The 22,572-nt window shown below is 53.8% G+C and carries 18 protein-coding genes; 16 read left to right on the top strand and 2 right to left on the bottom strand.

The features are described 5' to 3' along the window. Positions 1-39: 39 nt before the first annotated feature. The 7 genes from Q0K17_RS03945 to Q0K17_RS03915 are packed head-to-tail and all read left to right on the top strand — an operon-like array spanning position 40 to position 5,922. Positions 40-375, top strand: a complete 336-nt coding sequence (locus Q0K17_RS03945) for a GntR family transcriptional regulator (RefSeq protein ID WP_294540173.1) — start codon at positions 40-42, stop codon at positions 373-375. A 56-nt stretch (positions 376-431) separates the two neighbouring features. Further along, on the top strand, positions 432-1,235 hold the full coding sequence (locus tag Q0K17_RS03940) for a hypothetical protein (protein ID WP_294540171.1): 804 nt from the start codon (positions 432-434) through the stop codon (positions 1,233-1,235). Positions 1,236-1,248: 13 nt separating this feature from the next. Next, on the top strand, positions 1,249-2,733 hold the full coding sequence (locus Q0K17_RS03935) for a hypothetical protein (RefSeq protein WP_294540169.1): 1,485 nt from the start codon (positions 1,249-1,251) through the stop codon (positions 2,731-2,733). Then, on the top strand, positions 2,730-3,515 hold the full coding sequence (locus Q0K17_RS03930) for a hypothetical protein (RefSeq protein WP_294540167.1): 786 nt from the start codon (positions 2,730-2,732) through the stop codon (positions 3,513-3,515). Before Q0K17_RS03935 ends, Q0K17_RS03930 begins: the two co-directional genes overlap by 4 nt. Before the next feature lie 13 nt (positions 3,516-3,528). Continuing rightward, positions 3,529-4,962 carry a hypothetical protein gene (locus tag Q0K17_RS03925; RefSeq protein ID WP_294540165.1) on the top strand — a complete coding sequence of 478 codons (1,434 nt, stop codon included), beginning with the start codon at positions 3,529-3,531 and terminating at the stop codon, positions 4,960-4,962. Then, positions 4,955-5,686 (top strand): ABC transporter ATP-binding protein, encoded by a 732-nt coding sequence (locus tag Q0K17_RS03920; RefSeq protein ID WP_294540163.1) that lies wholly within the window; start codon positions 4,955-4,957, stop codon positions 5,684-5,686. The genes Q0K17_RS03925 and Q0K17_RS03920 overlap by 8 nt, the downstream gene beginning before the upstream one ends. 2 nt (positions 5,687-5,688) lie before the next feature. Beyond that, on the top strand, positions 5,689-5,922 hold the full coding sequence (locus Q0K17_RS03915) for a winged helix-turn-helix domain-containing protein (RefSeq protein WP_294540161.1): 234 nt from the start codon (positions 5,689-5,691) through the stop codon (positions 5,920-5,922). Between the two features lie 61 nt (positions 5,923-5,983). On the opposite strand, the gene Q0K17_RS03910 is transcribed toward Q0K17_RS03915, so the two are convergent. Beyond that, positions 5,984-6,946, bottom strand: a complete 963-nt coding sequence (locus tag Q0K17_RS03910; RefSeq protein ID WP_294540159.1) for an RluA family pseudouridine synthase — start codon at positions 6,944-6,946, stop codon at positions 5,984-5,986. A 128-nt stretch (positions 6,947-7,074) separates the two neighbouring features. Here Q0K17_RS03910 and Q0K17_RS03905 point away from each other — a divergent pair, with 128 nt between their 5' ends. Then, a complete protein-coding gene (locus Q0K17_RS03905; RefSeq protein WP_294540157.1) occupies positions 7,075-7,797 on the top strand; it encodes a JAB domain-containing protein in 723 nt (240 codons plus the stop codon). A gap of 53 nt (positions 7,798-7,850) precedes the next feature. Here Q0K17_RS03905 and raiA read toward each other — a convergent pair whose 3' ends face one another. Beyond that, on the bottom strand, positions 7,851-8,366 hold the full coding sequence (gene raiA, locus Q0K17_RS03900) for a ribosome-associated translation inhibitor RaiA (RefSeq protein ID WP_294540155.1): 516 nt from the start codon (positions 8,364-8,366) through the stop codon (positions 7,851-7,853). A 196-nt stretch (positions 8,367-8,562) separates the two neighbouring features. Here raiA and recQ point away from each other — a divergent pair, with 196 nt between their 5' ends. The 8 genes from recQ to speE all read left to right on the top strand — a co-directional run. Next, positions 8,563-10,410, top strand: a complete 1,848-nt coding sequence (recQ, locus tag Q0K17_RS03895; protein WP_294540153.1) for a DNA helicase RecQ — start codon at positions 8,563-8,565, stop codon at positions 10,408-10,410. Between the two features lie 127 nt (positions 10,411-10,537). Next, positions 10,538-12,592 carry an excinuclease ABC subunit UvrB gene (uvrB, locus tag Q0K17_RS03890; RefSeq protein ID WP_294540151.1) on the top strand — a complete coding sequence of 685 codons (2,055 nt, stop codon included), beginning with the start codon at positions 10,538-10,540 and terminating at the stop codon, positions 12,590-12,592. Between the two features lie 3 nt (positions 12,593-12,595). Next, a complete protein-coding gene (uvrA, locus tag Q0K17_RS03885; protein ID WP_294540149.1) occupies positions 12,596-15,508 on the top strand; it encodes an excinuclease ABC subunit UvrA in 2,913 nt (970 codons plus the stop codon). 57 nt (positions 15,509-15,565) lie between these two features. Then, positions 15,566-16,228 carry a putative immunity protein gene (locus Q0K17_RS11260; RefSeq protein ID WP_366776690.1) on the top strand — a complete coding sequence of 221 codons (663 nt, stop codon included), beginning with the start codon at positions 15,566-15,568 and terminating at the stop codon, positions 16,226-16,228. Between the two features lie 60 nt (positions 16,229-16,288). Then, positions 16,289-18,808 (top strand): hybrid sensor histidine kinase/response regulator, encoded by a 2,520-nt coding sequence (locus Q0K17_RS03875; RefSeq protein ID WP_294540146.1) that lies wholly within the window; start codon positions 16,289-16,291, stop codon positions 18,806-18,808. Positions 18,809-18,846: 38 nt separating this feature from the next. Beyond that, the gene (locus tag Q0K17_RS03870; RefSeq protein WP_294540144.1) at positions 18,847-20,043 is read left to right on the top strand and encodes an aldo/keto reductase; all 1,197 of its coding nucleotides are present in this window, start codon (positions 18,847-18,849) and stop codon (positions 20,041-20,043) included. 437 nt (positions 20,044-20,480) lie between these two features. Next, positions 20,481-21,941: an aminotransferase class I/II-fold pyridoxal phosphate-dependent enzyme gene (locus Q0K17_RS03865; protein ID WP_366776689.1), complete on the top strand. Its 1,461-nt coding sequence runs from the start codon at positions 20,481-20,483 to the stop codon at positions 21,939-21,941. An 11-nt stretch (positions 21,942-21,952) separates the two neighbouring features. After that, on the top strand, positions 21,953-22,572 hold a 620-nt coding region (gene speE / locus Q0K17_RS03860), incomplete at its 3' end, for a polyamine aminopropyltransferase (RefSeq protein WP_294540182.1).

Genomic DNA, 22,572 nt, shown 5'->3' with positions numbered 1-22,572 from the left:
GTCAGCTTTCAGGGATTGCGGTTTCATGATCGGTCACCCGTGTACCAACAAATTGCGGAACATCTGAAGCGTCAGATCATGCTGGGGGCCGTGGAGGATGGAGAGCCCATGCCCAGTCGGCGGGAATTGGCGGCACAAACCGGGATCAATCCCAATACAGCCCAGAAGGCATACCGCCTTATGACCGAGGAGGGGTATGTGCAGACCCAAGGCAACAATCTGAGCACAGTTCACCTTACACCGGAACTGCGCAGTTGGATCGAAGACGAACTCAGCCGAGGCCTGGTGCAGCAATTCGTGGCAGGCGCCAAGGAAAACCATCTGTCCTACCGCAAGGTGATAGCTCTGATTAGTGAATTGTGGGGCGAAGAATAAACAGCGATTTTTTTATTGTCAATGTGTATTAGCAATATAGTACATAGGAGGTATGTATGAAAAGGCTGTTACAATATGCGGCTTGGAACTGGTCCATGGGCCGCGGACCGGTCTCCTTTCTTTTGGGGCTGGGGGCAGCTGTGGAGTGTATTTTGCTTTTTGCGGCGGCAGCATCCCCCAATCAGTCGCATCTGGGATATGGGGATCTTGTGGAGTCCGCCGGCGTTTTATGGGTAGTGGCGGCAGTGTATCTGGCTCTGCCGTTGTGTGCACAAATACCGCAGGAAATAGCTGCACGGCATACACACGCATCCTGTACGGCGTTGACTCTGCCAATGCCTCGCTGGGCGCTGATAGCAGGCCGTGCTTTGTCTGTTCTTTTGTGGTTCGTGACCGGTATGGCATTACAGATTGTTTTGCTGACGGTGATGTGGGGGCCAACCACAGCTTTGCAGGACAGCGTCTGCGCCGGATGCTTTCAATTTGATGTAACCGCAAAAGGGCAACTTTGGTGGGCACTGGCGGATTGCAGCCTTATGCGGGTGATGATTCCAACAGATTGGGTTGGAATGCTTTTTACCGCAATCATGCTTTTGGTCCCGTCCCTTCTGCTTCCATCGGCTCTGGTTCACAGCGGATGGAAGCGGACGGCAGCCGAGCTTGCCGCGCTGGCAGATCAGGCTATTTTGACCGTTTTGATGTTTCAGGCTTTGGTTTGGAATATCGGGTGGGAGCAAATCGTCCAATCACTGCAGCATAGCAGAGCAATGGCGGTGTCAGCGCTGATCGTAGCAGCAATCGCAACGGTGTTGGTCGCATGGGGATTGTGGTCTGTGCACCGGGCCGAGTTGGCAGAGTAAGGGGAGGACAGTCATGAAAAGTAAAAAAGCAGACCGCCCTTACAAAGCCTGTCTTGGAGTCCTGGCGGCAGGCATGCTGGTACTTTTGGCCGGTCAGGGATTTCTGCGTGCAGCTTACCCAAAAGATGCTGTTGCACTTCATATTGAGAGCGGAGACAAGTCCTTGCTGGATGGCTTTACTGTGCAGGGACTTTGGAAGCAGAGCACAGCCTCCGCCTTGGCTTTCACTCTTGCCGACGGCGTTCTCTCTGAAAAGCCTCTTTTCCGGACAAGTTCTTACGACCCTCTTCCGCTGCTGGATCAATACCAGCTGTGTGTACCGGATGATGTGATGGCTGCTGTAGACGAGCGGGCAGAGGGCGGTCATATCAGCGGTTCTTATGGAGCGTTTTTCCTGCACACGCCTTATGAAGGAATGCAGTATACAGCGCAGGCAGATACATTGAATCAGGTGTATACCCTGATGGTTACGGATGGGTCAAACCGTTCTGTTCGGTTCAGTCTTGGACAGACCACATTGCCGGAGGCAGTCACCGTAACCGCTGAAGTCTACGACAAAAGCAAAGCGGGGGATTCACATCCCTATATGCTGAATGCCGCAGAAGTGGCAAACGACGGATATGATATTCGGGACGTGACCATTCTGGATGCAGAAGAACCGGTCAGCTTATACGTCAGCCCCGGTAACGGAGAAGACGGCGGCATATATATGGTCCGGAAATTCTGCTTCCCGGAAGAGATCGAAAAGCTGGTACCGGAAGTGGACGTACAGGGAATGCCGGTTTCCTCTCTGAACCAGGCGTACGGCACGGTGGAAGAGGTTTGCACGCTGGAAGACGGCGAAACGCTGGTCCCGTGTGAGAGCTGGAAAAATGCCCGCCTTGAAAACGGACGATGGATTCTCACGAGAAGCGAAGAAGGAAATCTGATTCTGTATCTGCTGGATGGGGAATGGAAGTCTGTTGCCAAGCTTCCTCTGGACATATCTTTGACAGCTGGACAAAGTGCTGCGATTCTGCCGTCCTTGCGAATGGATGAGATTGTCTTTGCGATAAAGAATCAGGAAGGCGGCGGTCAGCTTATCGTTTTGCGCATGGACCAGAACTCCATTGAACAACAATCCTGCCTGCCTCTGACAAAGGATTCGCTCCCGATTACGGCCGGTTTCAGTACGGATGGTTCCCGCCTCATGGTGGTGTCCGAAAAGACCGAAAGGCTGGCAGGAACGGTTCCGGAATCTGTGATCCGGCATTATACCGGAGCAGATTCTCTTGCCCAGGAAATTGACTGCAGCATATCGGCAGTGACCGGATGGAATGTGCAAGTCTATTCGGGAAAGGAGAACGCGCAGCCGATGCTTTCCGCATATTTGGATTTTGGCATTGCACAGCGATGGAAACAAGAACTGTGGTTCAGCAAGCTTTACGGCGCTGAGCGGACAATACAGCTCTTCAGTGTGACCGCGGCCTGGGAACAGGCAGGGGAGGGAACGGCATGAAAAGACTCGGCAGGCTGGTAAGTTGGCACTGGCATCTTGTAAGGCGTCCGTTTATGCTGCTGTGCGGCGTGTACGGTGCACAGCAGATGGCGCTTTTGTTGTTGTCCGCCGCCCGGAAGGAGACTCTTGGGATGCAGATGGCAGATTTGTTTATGGGCTGCGGCCAACTACCGCTTTTCTTTGTCACGCTATATCTGGTTTTGCTTACGGCGGCTTCTGCCACCCGCAGCGGTGGGCGGTCCCATATGATGTATACCCTGCACACAATGCCATTTTCCCGGTTGCTGTTTCCGGCCGCCCAGATTCTTCTCTCTTTGTTGTTGCAGATTATTTTTACAGCATGGCAGGTCGTCCTGTATACGGTGTTCTATTTTCCGGTAACGGCGCTCAGCGGCAGAGTGGCAGTCGGACTGGTTTCAGGGACTCTGCCTGCGGGAAGTCTGTTTGAGGAAATAAACGCAAATCCTCTTTTTCAGATGCTTTTGCCTGTCAGAGGCGGCAGCTGGATATGGGTGATTGGTTTTATGCTGCTGCTCTCGATACAGTCCGCTTGTATTGCCTGCTGCCGTGGCTTCCGACGCGCGGCTGCTATGTTCTTGGCGATGGTCACGGCAGGTGTTGGCGCGGGAAGCTTATATCTGCGCTATTATATCGAGACCAACAAAGCGTGGGAGTCTGGCGTGAATTTACTGTTGCTTCTGATTCTTGGAGCAGCTGTTTTGCCGGCACTCCTGAACCTGGGCAGTGCCTTGTGGGCTCTGTACCGGGCAGAAAAACTGTGAAGGGGGGACCGAAATGATGCACACCAAAAAGCAAAGCCCCGCACGGGGACTGGCAGTTCTTGCTATCGTATCGGTATTGGTGCTCGGCATGGGGACAGCAGTGCGGATGGTCGGGCTGCAGAAGATGCAGACCCGCCTTATCGATGAATACGGGGATCATCAGGCGCTGCAGCCCTTTCAGCTTTCGGCCTATTCCCGATTCCAGGCAGAAAACGCGATTACCTTTGTTGCGCTGGAAAATGGACAGCTCTCCGGTCAAGTGTTCCCGGAACAAGTCCGGCTGCCGGAAAACGCCAGCCTGCCGGATGACTTCGATGACCTTAATATCATCACGATTGCACCCGAAGAACGGGATGCTGTGAACCAAAAGGCCTCCTACAGCGGCAATACTGCCACATCCTCGGCACAGAGTCTCTGGGTCATGCGGCTGATCACGCTGCCGGACAACACATCGCTTCGACTGCATATTGCAGATTACCAGGCAGACGAGCCGGTGGAAGTGATGTCTTACCCTGCTGCATGGAGTGGCATGGACTGGGATGTTTTCGGGGACTATGGACGACAGGCATACCCTCAATGGACAAGCAATCTGTATGTGCGCTGGGGAGATTCCTGGATGATCGGGCTGAACAAGGACTCAATCCTTTACCAGCCGGGTATCTGGCGTGTGACGGAAAGCCTCTCCGAAGAGGAGGTTCAGACACTACCCACAGACGGCAAGGTCCAGTACGGTGACATTTCAGTCGATGTACTGAACAAATCTACGGAATATGGGAGTGTAGAGCTCTTCTATGTGCCGCAAAATCTTGAAGAGATTCTGAAATGTGTAACTCTGGATCAATATTTGGGAGTCTTATATCAGGACACAGACGGAAACATCCGGTTTGATTTGGTGGATGAAAATGCCAGTTGCCTGCAGCAGGAACTCATTTTTCAGGATGTGGGAACGGAGTATTCCTGCACGCAGGTCAATACGCAACAGGCAGATCAGAGCTGTTTTGTGTTGGGACTGCATCAGGGAACAGATTATCGGATTGTATCTCTTCAAATAGATCAGAGCGGCAAGCTGGAATGGATTGACTTGCCGGGAAATCTGCTCAATGACGGCAGTCTGCTGCCGGGGACGACTGTGATCCAGCGCAGTGATGACGGAAGGTATCTTCTCTTTGTGGGGCGAGAAGAAAACCAGATCCAGGTTGACCGCGCTTTTCAACAAGTGGATTCCTTGTCTTATCCGATCGGCTACCGGCTGAATGTGTATGATCTGAATGAAAAGGATGTGGTATACAGCGGGCTGCTGGATACCGGTGCGGCAAAGGTTTGGGGAAGCTATGTCAAAAATCCGAGTTTCATGTTTTATGGTTTGGCCGGAGAGCTGCTGTCGCTGAACCGGGATTATTATACGGTTTTTCCACAGGAAGCACAGGGAGGGACAACCAATGATTGATGTAAAAAATCTGGAAAAAACCTGGCGCCGTGGCCGTACCCGTGTGGGTCTGCTGCCTACCAGCTTTACGGTCCCCGACGGACAGGTGGTGGGAATCCTCGGCGATAACGGAGCTGGAAAGACCACTTTGCTGCGTGCCATGGCCGGTCTTTTACCGCCAAAATCCGGGATTGCTTTGTTTGATGGAAAACCGGCTGCCAAACAATATGAGCGGATCAGTTATATTACCGGAGAAGGCAGCTATTATCCCAACCTGACAGTGGGGGAGTATGGCGCTTTTCTGAAAGATCTGCATTCTGCCTTTGACCCCAAACGCTATCGTGACTTTCTGGAGTTCTTTCGCCTGCCTGCCGATGTGCGCATTGCACGGCTTTCCACGGGTCAGAAGGCACGTGTGGAACTGGCAGCCGGATTTGCCAAGCGGGCCGATTACTATTTGATGGATGAACCCTTTCTGGGCAAGGATGTATTTACCCGCAAGGATTTTATCAAGCTGATGAGTGCCGTTCTGCACGGAGAGGAAACCATTCTGATCACAACCCATTATCTGGATGATGTGGAACATTTTCTGGATCGTGCCATCGTGCTGCATCAGGGGCGCATTGCGGATGATTTTTTGATGGAAGAGTTGCAGGCAAGCGGCCGGACCTTGGTGGAACGCATGGCCGAAACCTGTGGGTGGGACCCACAGCGGTACCTGCAGTTCGGAGAAGAGGAGGGATAAGGATGCCTTTGGAAAAGCAGAACAAACTGACGCCCAGTGAACAAGCTCTTTGGAACACGCTGTGTGACAACCGCGGCAAAGCGGTGCCGCGCGGTCAGCTGTTGGCTGTGGTGGGGTACCCGGCGGGGGTCAGTACCCGCACCCTCGATGTACATATCCAGCACCTGCGCCGCAAAATGGGGCAGGAAGCCCGTATCGAGACGGTTTTCCGCATCGGATACAGGCTGGCGGTATAAATCCCTGTACGAAAAAGCAGGTCGGGATAAAATTTCCCGACCTGCTTTGTTATGTGATCGCTCAGTCTTGGTCAAGCGCGTCAAATTGGTGAACAATGGCAGGATCATTCAGTTTGATGACCTGCCCCGAAAGATGGTGCAGACTGTTGGACTCAGGAATGCGGCCAAAGGTCAGCCGCTGTGCACACAGAGCCTGCGTCTTAAAGCCAGTACGCTCGTTGATGGTACGGTTTCCGTACTTGATGTCTCCCAGAACAGGGTGCCCAAGGAATGCCAGATGGGCGCGGATCTGGTGGGTCCTTCCGGTCAGCAGACCGATGCGGCAAAGAGTAAAGGGACCATTGCGGCGAATGGGCGTCACATCGGTGATGATCTGTTTGTATCCTGCCGATTCGTGGGCGTGCACTTTTACCTTATTGCCTTTTTCGCTGTGCTGCAGCCAAGCAACATGTCTTCCGGCAGGCGGAGTTCCGATGGTGATGGTCAGGTACTCCTTTTTCAGCCAATCTTCCCGGATGATCTCGTTCATATCCCGCAAAGCGGCATAGCTTTTGGCCGCGATAACAAGTCCCTCGGTACCGCGGTCCAGCCGATTGCACAAGGCGGGCGCAAACCGGTTTTCTGCCTTGGGGTCGTATTTGCCTTCCTCAATAAGGCGGGCCGTGAAGGCATCCACCAGGTTGGGATCTCCTGTCCGATCACTGTGGCACAGGAGATGGGCAGGCTTGTAGAGTACAGCGATATCCTCATCCTCGTATACCACGGTAACGGCAGGCTGGCGACGCGGCGGCTTTTTTATACTTGTCACCGGAACGGCAGGGAAAAATTCATCATTGATGTACAGCTCAATAATATCCCCGGTTTGAAGGCGGGTATCCGGTTCGCCGCGCTTTCCATTGACCTTGATCCGTTTGTTCCGAAAACTTTTATACATCATGCCGCGTGGCATACCGGAAGTGACTGCCTCCACAAAGCGACTCAGACGCACGCCGTTTTCGTTTTCTCCTGCCGTAAATCTTTTCATCCTTATACCTCTACTTTGCAAAACAATATTTATAGTATATAATAGAAAAAGTCAAACGTAAAGGATGTGCATCCTCTATGGCGCAGGAGAAAAAGGAAAAACCAATCCATGCCGATCATCGTTCCCGTATGCAGGAACGGGTCCGTCGGGAAGGCCTTTCCAACCTGGCGGCCCATGAGGTGCTGGAATATCTTCTGTTCTTTTCCATTCCGCGCAAGGATACCAATGCGCTGGCGCATCGACTGATTCAGCAGTTCGGAAGTTTCTGCAACGTGTTGGATGCCAGCGAGGAAGAACTGCTGAAAGTGGAGGGAATCGGTCCCGCCAGCGCCCGACTGATTGCCAGTATCCGTAAATTTGACCAGTATTATCTGTTGCAGCAGCGCCGAGGAAAGCTGCACCCACTGAACAAGGAAGCCGCCCGTATTGAATATGTGCGGCCGCTGTTTTACGGCGAACATAACGAAATCTGCTACCTGATTGCCATGAATGACCAGTACATGCCCTTGCGGGACATCCGGGTATCCGAAGGCGTGCCCAATCATGTCAGTATCAACACCCGGAAAATGGCACGGGAGGCAGTGGCCAGCGGATGTACCTGTGCCTTTTTGGCACACAATCATCCCTCCGGACTGGCAGTACCTTCCAATGCAGATGTATACGCCACACGTCTGGCGGCGGAAGCGTTGCAACCGCTGGGAATTCATCTGGTGGACCATATCATTGTGGCACCCACAGATGCGGCCAGTATGATGAAACAGTTTCAGGCATCGCCTGCCTTGACATCGCAGGCGGCCTTGGCCAGCGAGCCCGGGACACAACCGGAAACAGAAGATGGCGAAAAAGAGTAGAAAAGACGAAAAAGGCGCCGCCCCCGAAAGAGGGCGGCGCCATATTGGGTTCATCAGGCTTCGGGAATCAGCACACCGTAACCACCGTCCGCGCGGCGATAAACGACCTGGACCTCGCCGGAATCAGCGCTGCGGTACAGGAAGAAACTGTGCCCCAGAAGTTCCATTTGCATGATGGCTTCTTCGGTGGTGCAGGGCTTGACGGCAAAGTGCTTTTCACGCACAACGGTCAGCGGCTCTTCCGGTTCATTGACGGGCGTCTCCTGTGCCGCGGCTGCGGTCAGTTTGTCGCCCAGGCGCTTGCGGTACTTGACCACACGGCGCACCAGAAGATCTACGGCATCACTCAGGGCGTCCTCCATCCGGTCAGAGGCCTTCTCGGCGCGCATGGTCAGCGTGCCGCTGCGCAGCGTCAGTTCTACGGTCTGGCGGCTTTTCTCCACGGTTACCGTAACCTGTGCCTGCGCTTCTTCGGGGAAGAATTTGTCGAGCTTGGCCAGCTTCTTCTCTGCCAGTTCAATGAAGCTGGGCTTCAGCGATACGCGACGACCGGTACATGTGACTTTCATAGGACAACCTCCTTATTTGGCACCGTGTATACGCGGTACCCGGTCTTGGCAGCTGTCAGCGGGACATTTGTCCACTGGCGGTTACCGTATCTCTATTATAGCAACCTTTTCACAAAAAGTAAAATGATTTGCCCTGGCTGTAGAAAAATTTTGTAAAAAGTTCACAGCTTTCGTCCGCGGCAGAAAGGAACGTTCAATGAACCAATATGATGTGCTACAAAAATATTTCGGACACGATACGTTCCGCCCAGGCCAGGAAACGCTGATAGAGGCTATTCTGGCCGGACAGGACGTGTTGGGCGTGATGCCTACCGGCGCTGGCAAATCCGCATGCTACCAGGTGCCGGCCATGCTTTTGCCTGGGCTGACGCTGGTGATCTCGCCGCTTATCTCTCTGATGCAGGATCAGGTGGCCGCTCTGCGGCAGAGTGGAATCGAGGCTGCATGCATCCACTCCGGTATGGACGAAAAGGAATATTGGGATATTGTACAGGGGGCACGCTTCGGACAGTACAAACTGCTGTATGTGGCACCCGAACGGCTGGAAACAGATGGTTTTCTTTCTTTGATCAGCAGCGTGAGGATTTTCCTGGTGGCTGTGGATGAAGCCCACTGCGTATCCCAGTGGGGGCAGGATTTCCGCCCCAGTTATCTGCGCATTGCCGGCTTTCTTGAAAGGCTTGCACCCCGACCGCCAGTGGGGGCATTTACCGCCACTGCAACGGGTCAGGTAAAGCAGGATATTGCCAGACTGCTGGAATTGCGCGATCCTGTTTGCGTTACCACCGGCTTTGACCGTTCCAATCTGTATTTTGCAGTAGAACGCCCGCGTGACAAAGATCAGTTTGTGGAAGACTATATCAAGGACCACCCGGGCAAAAGCGGAATCATCTACTGCTCAACCCGTAAAACGGTGGAGCTGGTATGCACACAATTGCGAAAAGCCAGAATTTCCGCAACACGCTACCATGCCGGCCTGGAAGCGGAAGAACGGCGAAAGAATCAGGAAGATTTTGTCTATGACCGATGCCGTGTCATGGTTGCGACCAATGCTTTTGGCATGGGAATCGACAAATCCAACGTGGGGTTTGTCATCCACTATAACATGCCGAAAAATATCGAAAATTACTACCAGGAAGCTGGTCGGGCCGGACGCGATGGAAGCGCTGCTGAATGCATTCTTCTGTATGCTCTTGGGGATGTGCAGACTGCCCGATTCCTCATTCAGAACAGTCACGATAATGAAGAACTGAATGAGGAACAGGCCCGACAAATTGAAAAACTGGATCTGCAGCGTCTGGACAGGATGGTGGCTTACTGCAAGACCACCCGCTGTCTGCGCGGTTTTCTGCTGGAATATTTTGGCCAGCAGCAGACGGGTGGCTGCGGCAACTGCGGCAACTGTCAGGGAGACTTTGTTCAGACTGACATCACCACTGAAGCACAGAAGATTCTGTCCGGTGTGGCACGCATTGAAAAGCGTTGGCCAGGAGGGCTTGGGGTGGTGGCACTGGTCCAGATGCTGCGGGGTAGCCAGGACAAAAACACCCTGAAACGTGGATTGAATGAATTGCCCACCTATGGGATTATGCGGGATACGCCGCCGGCCCGTATGCGTCTGTATCTTGATGCGTTGGAAGAGCAGGGATATCTCGTCAATACCCAAGGGGAATATCCGGTGGTGCGTCTGGCTGCGAGCGCCAGAGAGGTGCTGTTCCAGGGAAAAGCGGTGACTATGACGGAACGCCGTACCAAGGAAAAAGTGAAAATCCCGGCCAAGGCGAAGGTGTCTGCCCCAACCAATCTTTCTCTTGATCTGTATGAGCGGCTGCGGGCGGTGCGCAGTGAATTGGCCCAGAAACAGCATGTGCCGGCTTATATTATCCTGTCCAACGCGTCGCTGGCTGAAATGGCTTCCAAGTGCCCGAGAACCACAGGGGATCTCATGCGGATTTCCGGTGTGGGAGAGGCTCGCGCACATCGGTATGGGAAGAAATTCCTGCAGGTTATCGCGGAATATCTGGCACAGAATCCGTCAGAGTAAAGTTGCTTTCGTTTTTGCAAAAAACACTTTACGCCCGGGGAAAAGCATGCTATAATCAAACGAGATACAACCAATTGTTGTAACAACGAAAGCGTCAGAGGATGCAAAAGACAAAGGGGGACGGGACGTGAGTCAAGAGGCAAATGCAGAACTGCAAGGCGTGTTTCATCTGAAAGCGCCGTTTTCACCTACGGGTGACCAGCCGCAGGCTATAGAAGCACTGGTCAGAGGAATTGAAGCAGGGGACAAGGGGCAGACGCTTTTGGGCGTGACCGGTTCCGGCAAGACCTTCACCATGGCCAACATCATTGCCCGGTGTAACCGTCCGACCCTGATTCTGGAGCCCAACAAGACCCTGGCATCCCAGATCTGTACCGAGATGCGCAGTTTCTTCCCGGATGATGCGGTGGAGTATTTTGTCTCCTACTACGATTACTATCAGCCGGAAGCGTATATCCCTTCCACGGACACCTATATTGAAAAGGACAGCGCCATCAATGATGAAATTGACCGTTTGCGGCATTCGGCTACTGCTGCACTGTCGGAACAGCGCAATGTGATCATTGTGGCCAGCGTTTCCTGTATCTACTCGTTGGGCGACCCTATCGATTACCGCAGCATGGTCATCAGTCTGCGCCCCGGGATGCAGATGGAGCGGGATGAACTCTGCCGCCGTCTGGTCAAGCTGCAGTATGAGCGCAACGATATGAACTTCATACGCAACAAATTCCGTGTGCGGGGAGACATTGTAGATATTCATCTGGCCTACAACGATGAGTTTGCCATCCGGGTGGAGTTCTTCGGAGATGAGATCGATCGTATCAGCGAGTTTGACCCCTTGACCGGGGAACGCCGCAACATCATACGCCATGTGGCCATCTTCCCGGCCAGTCACTACATCGTCGGGCCGGAAAAGATGAAGGAAGGCCTCGTGAAAATCAACGAGGAGATGGAGCAGCAGGTCAAATTCTTCACGGAGCAGGGAAAACTCATTGAGGCTCAGCGTATTGCCCAGCGCACCAAATATGACATGGAAATGCTGCAGGAAGTTGGCATGTGCAAGGGCATCGAGAACTACTCGGCAGTGCTGTCCGGCCGCGCACCCGGTTCCACTCCCACCACCTTGCTGGACTACTTTCCCAAGGACTTTTTGCTGATGGTGGATGAAAGCCATGTTATGCTGCCTCAGGTGCGGGGCATGTTCGGCGGTGACTACAGCCGCAAAAAGACCCTGGTGGAATATGGCTTCCGCCTGCCTTCGGCTTTTGATAACCGCCCGCTGAAATTTGAAGAATTTGAATCCAAAATAGGGCAGACTATTTTTGTAAGTGCAACCCCCGGCGCTTATGAGAGGGACCATTCCTCTCGCGTGGCAGAACAGGTGATCCGGCCCACCGGCCTGCTGGATCCGCTGATCAGCGTGCGACCGGTGGAGGGGCAGATTGAAGACCTTCTTGGAGAAATTCGTCTGCGCATCGACCGCGGCGAACGTGCGCTTGTCACCACCCTGACTGTGAAAATGGCGGAAGATCTGACCGACTTCCTGGAAGAGAATGGCGTCAAGACCAAATATATGCACCACGAGGTGGATACCTTTGAACGCATGGAAATCATCAAGGATCTGCGTACCGGTGCAATCGATGTGATCGTAGGCATTAACCTGCTGCGTGAAGGTCTGGACCTGCCGGAAGTGTCCCTCATCGCCATTCTGGATGCGGATAAGGAAGGATTCCTGCGCAGTGAGACCAGTTTGATCCAGACCATCGGCCGCGCTGCCCGCAATGCCAATGGCGTGGTCCTGATGTATGCCGACGAGGTGACACCCAGCATGGAGCGGGCTATCACCGAGACTGAACGTCGCCGTGCCATTCAGGACGCCTATAATAAGGAACACGGCATTACTCCCAGAACCATTGTCAAAGCAATTGGCGGCGGTCTGGAAATCAGTATGTCGGAAGAAAACAAAAAGATGCGCCGCAACCGCCTGAGCCGTGCCGAGCGGGAACAGACCATTGCCCGCTTGACCAAGGAGATGAAGGAGGCGGCCCGTCTGCTGCAGTTCGAGCACGCTGCTTTCCTGCGGGATGAGATTGAGCGGCTGCAGCGCGGGGAAGACCCCACCAACAAAGAGGAGAGCCCGCGCCGCACGGCGGGCAAAGCCCGAAAAGGCAGGAGGAAATAAACGTTGAGTCCTTCAAAAAAAATTGAGATTGATGCCAACCAGCGCATTGTTATCAAGGGTGCGCGGGAGCACAATCTGAAAAATGTGAACCTGACACTGCCGCGCAACAAGCTGATTGTTATGACGGGGCTGTCTGGGTCCGGCAAATCCAGTCTGGCTTTTGATACGATCTATGCCGATGGTCAGCGTCGGTATATGGAGAGCTTGTCCAGCTATGCCCGCCAGTTTTTGGGTCAGATGGAAAAGCCGGATGTGGACGAGATTACCGGTCTTTCCCCGGCAATCTCCATTGACCAGAAGACCACCAGCCACAATCCCCGCTCTACAGTGGGCACCGTCACGGAAATTTACGACTATTTGCGCCTGATGTATGCCCGCATCGGCATCCCGCACTGTCCCATCTGTGGGCGCGTCATTTCCCAGCAGAGCGTGGATGAGATGGTGGATGAGGTGCTGAAACTGCCGGATCGCACGCGGTTTCAGATTCTGGCCCCGGTGGTGCGTGGTCGTAAGGGTACCCAGGCCAAGGAACTGGATGCTGCCCGCCGTGCCGGCTATGCACGGGTGCGCATCGACGGCAATATGTATGATCTCGAGGAAGAGATCAAGCTGGAAAAGAATATCAAGCACACGGTGGAGATCGTAGTCGACCGCTTGTCCATCAATGATTCCGTCCGCAGCCGTCTGGCCGATTCCATCGAGTCGGCCCTGGCCCTGACAGGGGGCCTTGTTACGGTGGATGTGATCGGCGGAGAGCCGATGACTTTCAGCCAGAACTATGCCTGTCCGGAGCACGGCTTTTCCATCGAGGAACTGAACCCGCGCATGTTCAGCTTCAACAATCCTTTCGGCGCCTGCGAAACCTGCACTGGTCTGGGCACTTTCATGAAGGTGGATCCTGCCCGCATTATTCCGGACAAGCGCAAGTCCATCCGGGAAAGCGCCATCAAGGCCAGCGGCTGGTATTATGCCGAAGGTTCTGTGTCTGAAATGTACTACAAAGCCCTGGGCAAGAGATATGGCTTTACGCTGGACACGCCGGTCAGGGACATGAGCGAGGAAGCCGTCCATGCCATTCTGTATGGTACCAGTGGAGAAAAAATCGAACTGCAGCGTGAAAACATGTTCGGCTCCGGGACCTACTATAATGAATTCGAGGGCATTGTCCCCAACCTGGAACGGCGGTTCCGGGAAACCAGCAGCGAGTGGGTCAAAGAAGAGATTGCACTGGTCATGTCCAGCGAGGAGTGTCCCACCTGCCATGGCCGGCGTCTGAAGCCGGCCAGTCTGGCTGTCACGGTAGGCGGCATCAATATTGCGGATTTCTGCGATATGAGCGTGCAGCAGGAACTGGAATTCATCCAGAACGCCAAGGTCTCCGAGCGGGATGAGATGATCGGCGCACCCATTTTCAAGGAAGTACGGGAGCGGCTGGGTTTTCTCAACAGTGTGGGACTGGGGTATCTGACCCTGTCCCGCGGCGCGGCATCCCTGTCCGGCGGTGAAAGTCAGCGCATCCGTCTGGCCACACAGATTGGCAGCGCACTGACCGGGGTGCTTTATGTGCTGGACGAACCCAGTATCGGTCTGCATCAGCGGGACAACGATAAGCTGATCGCTACCATGAAGCGGCTGCGGGATCTAGGAAACACCCTGATCGTGGTAGAGCACGATGAGGATACCATGCGGCAGGCAGACTTCCTGGTGGATGTGGGCCCTGGAGCAGGTGTGCATGGCGGTGAGATCGTGGCCGCCGGCAGTGTGGCAGACGTGTGCAAGGCCAAACGGAGCATTACAGGGCAGTATCTGTCCGGACGCAAATTTGTGGAGGTCCCGGAAAACCGCCGTCCTGGAAATGGCAAGTTTTTGCGCGTGGTAAAGGCCCGAGAAAATAATCTGCAGAATATTACGGTGGATTTCCCCTTGGGCAAGATGGTCTGCGTGACAGGTGTGTCCGGTTCCGGCAAATCCACTCTGGTCAATGAGATTCTGTACAAAACCCTGGCTGCCGCCATGAACGGTGCCCGCAGCCGTCCCGGCCAGTGTGATGAGGTGCAGGGAATGGAATGGGTGGATAAGGTCATCGGCATCGACCAGTCTCCTATCGGACGTACGCCCCGTTCCAACCCAGCCACCTATACGGGGGTCTTCAGCGATATCCGCACCTTGTTTGCCAATACCCAGGACGCCAAAGCTCGTGGCTATGGACCCGGACGCTTCAGCTTCAATGTCAAGGGCGGGCGCTGCGAAGCCTGTGAGGGCGGCGGTATCCTGCAAATCGAAATGCATTTCCTGCCGGATATTTATGTGCCTTGTGATGTGTGTAAAGGCAAGCGCTACAACCGTGAGACCTTGGAAGTGCATTACCGGGACAAAAACATTTCGGATGTGTTGAACATGACGGTGGAGGAGGCCTGCGTCTTCTTTGCCAACCAGCCCAAGATCGCCCGCAAGCTCCAGACTCTGCAGGAGGTCGGCCTTGGATATATTGAATTGGGGCAGGCAGCCACGACCCTGTCCGGCGGTGAGGCTCAGCGTGTCAAGCTGGCCAACGAGCTGGCCCGTCGGGATACCGGGCAGACGGTGTATATTCTGGATGAACCAACCACCGGTCTGCATGTGGCTGACGTGCATCGTCTGGTCAAGGTTCTGGACAAACTGGTGGATGCCGGCAATACGGTTATCGTGATCGAACACAACCTGGACGTGATCAAACGGGCCGATTATATTATCGACCTGGGGCCTGAAGGCGGCAGCGGCGGCGGACTGGTGGTTGCCACCGGCACACCGGAAGAAGTCGCCGAAAATCCGGCGTCTTTCACCGGACAGTACCTCAAGCCGGTGCTGGAGAGAGCCAGACAGCTGCAGCAGGCGGCGGCTGTGCCACGCAGCAAGACCAAAAAGGCTGAATCGTAACCATGGTATACAAATTCCCCGGATGGCTGGCAAAGCAGTCCGGGGAATTCTTGTAAGATGACAGATCGCTTTTGGGACCGGACAAATTGTATGCACGGCAAGGGGCGTTTCTGGCTTTGTACGATAAATTTGCTTGCATCCTGGAATAGCCTCCTATACAATAAGAACCGTAAGTATGCAGATGCAGAAAGGTGGAAATCCGCCATGCCGAAGTTGCGAAAGACCCTGGGAGACATTCAATCTGAGACATGCCGCAGTCTTATGCGGCTCATAGAAACACAAAGTAAGACCACGCTGGCCAGATGGGCTATCGGATATGCGCGGGAACGGTACCTTCCGATTTGCCAGGAGACCTGTCCAGGACTGTGGGAGATTGTTTCCCAATGCCAGGACGCTGTGGAACAGAAACAGCCTGTGTCACACTGCAAGAGTCATATACGGTTGGCCGCTGATATGGCACGATGCTGTACCGGTGCCGCCGAGCAAGCCGCGGCACGGGCGGTTGCAGTGGCTTGCGCCACTATGCAGACCCCGTCCAACGCATTGGGATTTCTGTTCTACGGAGCAGCTGCGGTGGCCTATGCAAGCGGCGGACTGGATCGCAGCGGAGAAGAATACGAAGAGATGGCAGCTGCGGAACTGGAACATGCCTACCGCTCTCTTTCTGCCTGCTCCGTTCCGGAGGAAAAGCGTCCGGTCAGGATTGTCTGGAATTGCTGAAAGAGACACTGACAAGATTGCAGGTCAATCAATGTATCCGTACGGGGAGAAGGATATAAAATGGAAATGCAGGGAATCAAGAATCATGACAGAACCCTGTGGCTGAATATTGCCTTGATTGTGGCATTTTTTGCAGTTATGTCACTGGGAATCTATCTGGTGCGGGATAAGCTTCTGTATAATGCCAATGAAATGGGCAACAACCTGGCACAAAGTTATTCCAGCGAAGAAGAGACACGGATCTCCATCTATGAAATGTTCCTGACTATGTGTTCGCTGTATACGGATACATCCATTGATAATGATGATCCGGCACAATCCATGCAGCAGGGATTGGCCGAATATACACAATACATATCCCAGGTACTTGGTGCGGACATCATCGACCCATATGCTGTTGTGGATGGTAAAATTGTGGCTGCCAATCCCTGGGAGGGCAACGAAGATTACGACTATACCCAAAAGGAATGGTACACAAACGCACTGGCCGCCGATGGCAAAATCGTTTTTACGGATGTATATGTGGATGCAATCACCGGCAAACGGCTGGTGACCTTGTCGGTGAAACTGCACGGTGAGGGAAACGTTCTTGCCTTTGATATCCTGATGGATAATTTTCACACCCTGAAGAACAAAATAGAATTGCCGGAGGGGAGCGCCTACTATCTGTTTGATAATAGCGGGACCCTGATTTATCTTACCGGCGGGTACAGTCTGGAAGATGAGGCCGTGCAGCAGTATGCCCAGAAACTGTTGGAAGGTGTGCGTGATAGGTCGTTTGAAAGCCACACTGCCTCTATTCGCGGGCTGGACGGTGAACAGCAGAGAATCTACTATTATGAGATGAGCAACGGCTGGACTTCCATCGTGACCTTTTCCTTGCGGCAGATTTTGTATGGTACAAATAACAGCACTTCCATGTATCTGCTGTCCGGCATCTTTCTGATTTTTCTGGTGGCAGTCATCGTTTCCATTCTGCGGGAATACGCTGAAAAGCGGAAGGTGAAATATATCTCCGATACATTGCAGATATTGGGTGATACCTATTACGCCATCTACCGCATCAATTTTGAGACGGGGACTTATGCAACCATCAAATCCGCCCCCGATCTGGCAGATCCATTGGGGCAAAGCGGCAAATACGAACATTTGCTGCACACACTGTCTCTTGTGGTAGAAGACAACACCTATGAGGAGTTCAAGAAAAACTTTACACTGGAAAATATCCGAAAACTGATTCACTCTCATATCTATGAGTATGGGGGAGACTATCAGCGCCGCTTTTTGCAAGGCCGCAAGTGGGTTTCGATCAAGATCGTGTATAACAAGGGACTTGGTCTGAACGAAGTCATCATGTGCTTCCGTGAGATTGACGTGAAGAAGAAAAAAGAACTGCGTCAGCACGAATTGCTGGAACAGGCTCTGGAAAATGCCAAGCGAGCCGCCAGCAAAAAGACAATGTTTTTCTCCAACATGTCTCATGACATGCGCACACCCCTGAATGCGATTTCCGGCATGACCAAACTGGCAAGGCAGCATGCCCAGGATCCGGCAAAGGTGCAGGAATATCTGGACAAGATTGACACGTCCAGCCGTCAGCTGACAGCTCTTGTCAATGATATTCTGGATATGGCCCGACTGGAACAGGGCGGCCAGAGTACCCTGAATTGCCAGCCTATGGATCTGGTGCAGTGCGTCAACGAGACAGCAGGGCTTTTCCGGGAGCAGGCGCAGCAGGAGGACCGCCGCTATGAGGTGCTGGTGGATGTGCAGGACCGTATGGTAAATGCTGACGCGTTCCGTCTGAACCAGATACTGAATAATCTTCTTTCCAATGCATTCAAATATAGCCGCCCAGGAGACCGTGTCCGACTGGAACTGCGTCAGGCTGCCCGACGGGAAAGCCGAGGACAGTACCAGATCATTGTAGAAGATACCGGGGTGGGAATGTCGGAAAGCTTTTTGGAACACATTTTCGAGCCCTTTGCACGGGAGACCGTATTTGCGCCTACCAAAGCTACCGGAACAGGACTGGGTATGCCTATCGTAAAGGGGCTTGTACAGCAGATGAGCGGAGAAATCACGGTGCAGAGCAAGCTGGGAGAAGGGTCTCGCTTTGTGGCTTCTCTGCCGCTGCAGATCGTGGAGGAACCTGTGCCGGAACAGCCGTCCCTGGATGAGGTGGAACCGTTTACCATGGAAGGCAAACGTATGATCGTGGCCGAGGATAATGAGCTGAACATGGAAATTACCACTGAATTCCTTTCCATGATGGGAGTGGATGTGCTGCAGGCCTGGAACGGCCGGGAGGCCGTGGAGCGCTTCTCGCAGGAAAAAGAGGGAAGCGTGGATGCCATCCTGATGGACATGCAGATGCCGGAAATGGACGGATGCACTGCCTGCCGGAAAATCCGTGCCATGCAGCGCGCGGATGCCGCCAAAGTGCCCATTATTGCGGTAACGGCCAACGCATTTGCCGAAGACATTGCCAAGACCACCGAAGCCGGTATGAATGCGCATATTTCCAAACCCATTGATTTCAAACTTCTTTCTGACCTGCTGCAGAAATTGGCGCAGTGACAAAACAAGCTATGTTATACAGGAGTACTTGAGCCGTTATGCAATATCGAAAGGACAAGGCCGGACATCCCGTTTCTATTCTGGGCTATGGCTGCATGCGTTTTACCAAAAAGGGAACTTCTATCGACCTGGACAAGGCCGAAAAAGAGATTCTCCATGCCATTGAACAAGGTGTCAACTATTTTGACACTGCCTATATCTATCCGGGCAGTGAAGCGGCTTTGGGAGAAATCCTGGCCCGCAACCATTGCCGGGACAAAATCCGCATAGCCAGCAAGCTGCCCCAGTATCTGGTCCGCAGCGGAGCGGACCTGGAACGCTATTTTTCCGAACAGCTTCGCCGCCTCAAAACCGATCACATCGACTATTACCTGATGCACATGCTCACTGACGTGGAAAGCTGGAACAAGCTGGAAAAAGCCGGAGTCAAGGAATGGCTGGGTGAAAAGCGGCGCCTGGGGCAGATCGGACAGGTAGGCTTTTCTTTTCATGGCAACACGGCCATGTTCGTGAAGCTGCTGGATGTGTATGACTGGGATTTCTGCCAGATCCAGTACAACTATCTGGATGAAAACAGTCAGGCTGGTCGGGCAGGTTTGCAGGCAGCGGCTGCCAGGGGATTGCCTGTCATTATCATGGAGCCGCTCCGTGGCGGCAAGCTGGTGAATCTGCTTCCGGAAAAGGCTCGCAGCCGGTTCGCTAACGATAAAAATGGCTGGTCTGCGGCTGAATGGGCCCTGCGCTGGCTTTGGGTTCAGCCGGAGGTGACCTGCGTTCTTTCCGGCATGAACAGCCTGGAAATGCTGGACGAAAATTGCCGCATTGCTTCCGAGGTAAAGGCCGGCGCTTTTACCGACCATGAAGCAGAAGTGCTGCGGGCTGTCAAGGCAGACATTGAGGCAAAGGTCAAGGCCCCCTGCACCGGCTGCGGCTATTGCATGCCATGCCCCAAGGGAGTGGACATACCGGGCACCTTCCGCTGCTATAATTCCATGTATACCGAAAACGCCTGGACCGGGCGACGGGAATACTGGCAGGTGGTTTCCCTGCGTCGGGAACCGGCGTTTGCTACCCAGTGCGTGGAGTGCGGAGCCTGTGAGCAGCACTGCCCCCAGCATCTGCCGATCCGCAGTCTTCTCAAACAGGCGGACAAGGAACTGCGCCCCTGGCCGTACCGTGCAGCATCCTGGGTGGCACGGAAATATCTGTTCGGAAAAACCGGTCAGACAAAATAAATGTCAATTGCTTGACAAGCAAAAAATCCATGATAAAATAATGGCAGTGTGAGTGGTACTTTGCTACCACCATGCAAATGGATTTGGCCGGACGCATACCATCGCGTCTAAAGCTCATCGGACAGGGCTGGCCGCTGCCGCGTGTGATGTAAAGGCATCACAACATTATTGAACGGGCCGTATGCCCGGAAATTTTATAAGTTGGTCACTTTGAATAACCCCGTGCGGATGCACACCACTTGTGAAACGTCAATAAGAGTAGCAGAGCAGCCAGACCTATTTGCTGGAAAACTCTAAGTACGGATCAGACAACATTCCTATGCCTGTTCCCTGTCTATGGGGCAGTCATGAGTTTGCGTTGTTTTTCACAGGCAGTGTGCCCAGACCGGCACACTGCCTTTTTGTTTGCCGGCCGCAAAGAAGAACAGGAAAGAGGGATGGTCTTGGACCGGAAACGTCAAAAAAAAGCACCTATTTATGAGGCGCTGGAAAAATTTCGCCGTCAGCGGGTGGTACCCTTTGATGTGCCGGGGCACAAACGGGGCCGGGGAAATCCGGAACTGGTAGAACTGCTGGGGGAGCGCTGCGTCGGCATCGATGTCAACTCCATGAAACCGCTGGATAACCTGTGCCATCCGGTTTCTGTCATCAAGGAGGCAGAAGAACTGGCCGCCGATGCCTTCGGCGCTGCCCATGCCTTCCTGATGGTGGGAGGTACCACCAGCAGTGTGCAGAGCATGATTCTCACCGCCTGCAAGCCTGGGGACAAGATCATCCTGCCCCGCAATGTGCACAAAAGCGCCATCAACGCCCTGGTACTCTGCGGCGCTGTGCCGGTGTACATTGACCCGAAGGTGGACAAGCAGCTGGGCATTCCCTTGGGAATGGAAGTAGGCGACGTGCGCACAGCCATTGAGGCAAACCCGGATGCCAAGGCTATTCTGATCAATAACCCTACTTATTATGGCATCTGCTCGGACCTGCGCTCTCTGGTCAAGCTGGCTCATGAGCATGGCATGCTGGCTCTGGTGGATGAGGCGCATGGGACCCATCTGTATTTCGGGCCGGCACTGCCCATCAGCGGTATGGCGGCAGGAGCCGATATGGCTGCTGTATCCATGCATAAATCCGGTGGCAGTCTGACCCAAAGTTCCATGCTGCTGTGCGGGCCGGGGGTCAATGCCGGGTATGTGGGTAATATTATCAACCTGACCCAGACGACCAGCGCTTCCTACCTGCTGATGTCCAGTCTGGATATCAGCCGCCGGAATCTGGCCATGCGCGGAGCCGAAAGCTTTGCCAAGGTGGAGGATATGGCGGAATATGCCCGCCGGGAGATCAACGAGATCGGCGGCTATTACGCCTATGGGTCAGAGCTTATCAACGGCGGCAGCATCTACGATTTTGATGTGACCAAACTGGCGGTCAACACCCGAGGCATCGGCCTGACCGGCATTGAGGTTTACGACCTGCTGCGGGATGAATATGACATTCAGGTGGAGTTTGGTGACCTTTCCAACATGCTGGCATACATCTCCATCGGTGACCGCATTCAGGATATTGAACGTCTGGTGGGGGCGCTGGCAGATATCCGTCGCTTGTATGCCAAGCCCAAGAGTGATATGTTCACGGCGGAATACATCACGCCCAATGTGGCAGCCACCCCCCAGCAGGCTTTTTACTCCGAGAAGGAGAGCCTGCCTTTGCGTCAGACTGCCGGACGTATCTGCAGTGAGTTTGTTATGTGCTATCCGCCGGGAATTCCCATTCTGGCCCCGGGCGAGGTCATTACCCAGGAAATTATTGATTACATCGAGTTTGCCAAGGAAAAGGGCTGCTCCATGCAGGGCCCTCAGAGTGAGGATATTTCGGAACTGAATGTGTTAAAGGAGGGATAACCTTGCAGGAAATGGACTACTGGTTCGGTGAACTGCACACAGCCAACGTCAAGACCTGCATCCGGGTGGAACGCCAGCTGTACAGCGGTACCAGCGACTTCCAGCGCATCGATGTGTTTGACTCGCCGGAATTCGGGCGGTTCCTCACATCGGACGGCAGTGTGATTTTCTCGGAAAAAGATGAGTTCACCTACGATGAAATGATCGTTCATGTGCCTATGGCAGTGCACCCGGACGTGAAGCGGGTGCTGGTCATTGGCGGCGGTGACGGCGGCGTGGCCCGGGAGCTTTCCCACTATCAGGAGATCGAAGTTATTGATGTGGTGGAACCGGACAAGATGTTTGTGGATGTCTGCCGCAAGTTTTTCCCGGATAACTCCTGTGGCCTGGACGACATCCGGGTCCGGGTTTATTACGAGGACGGGCTGCGGTTTTTGCGCGGTAGGGACGACGAGTACGATCTGATCATCAACGACTGTACCGACCCGCTTGGCCATGCGGCAGGGCTGTTCACCAAAGAGTTTTATGGCAGCTGCTACAAGGCTTTGCATGAGGACGGTATCATGGTATACCAGCATGGGAGCCCGTTCTTTGATGAAGACGAAGAAAGCTGCCGTGCCATGCACAAACG

It is taken from the genome of uncultured Gemmiger sp. (assembly GCA_944388105.1).
Classification (GTDB): Bacteria; Bacillota; Clostridia; order Oscillospirales; family Ruminococcaceae; genus Gemmiger.
This window is presented reverse-complemented; position numbering and strand designations above follow the sequence as displayed.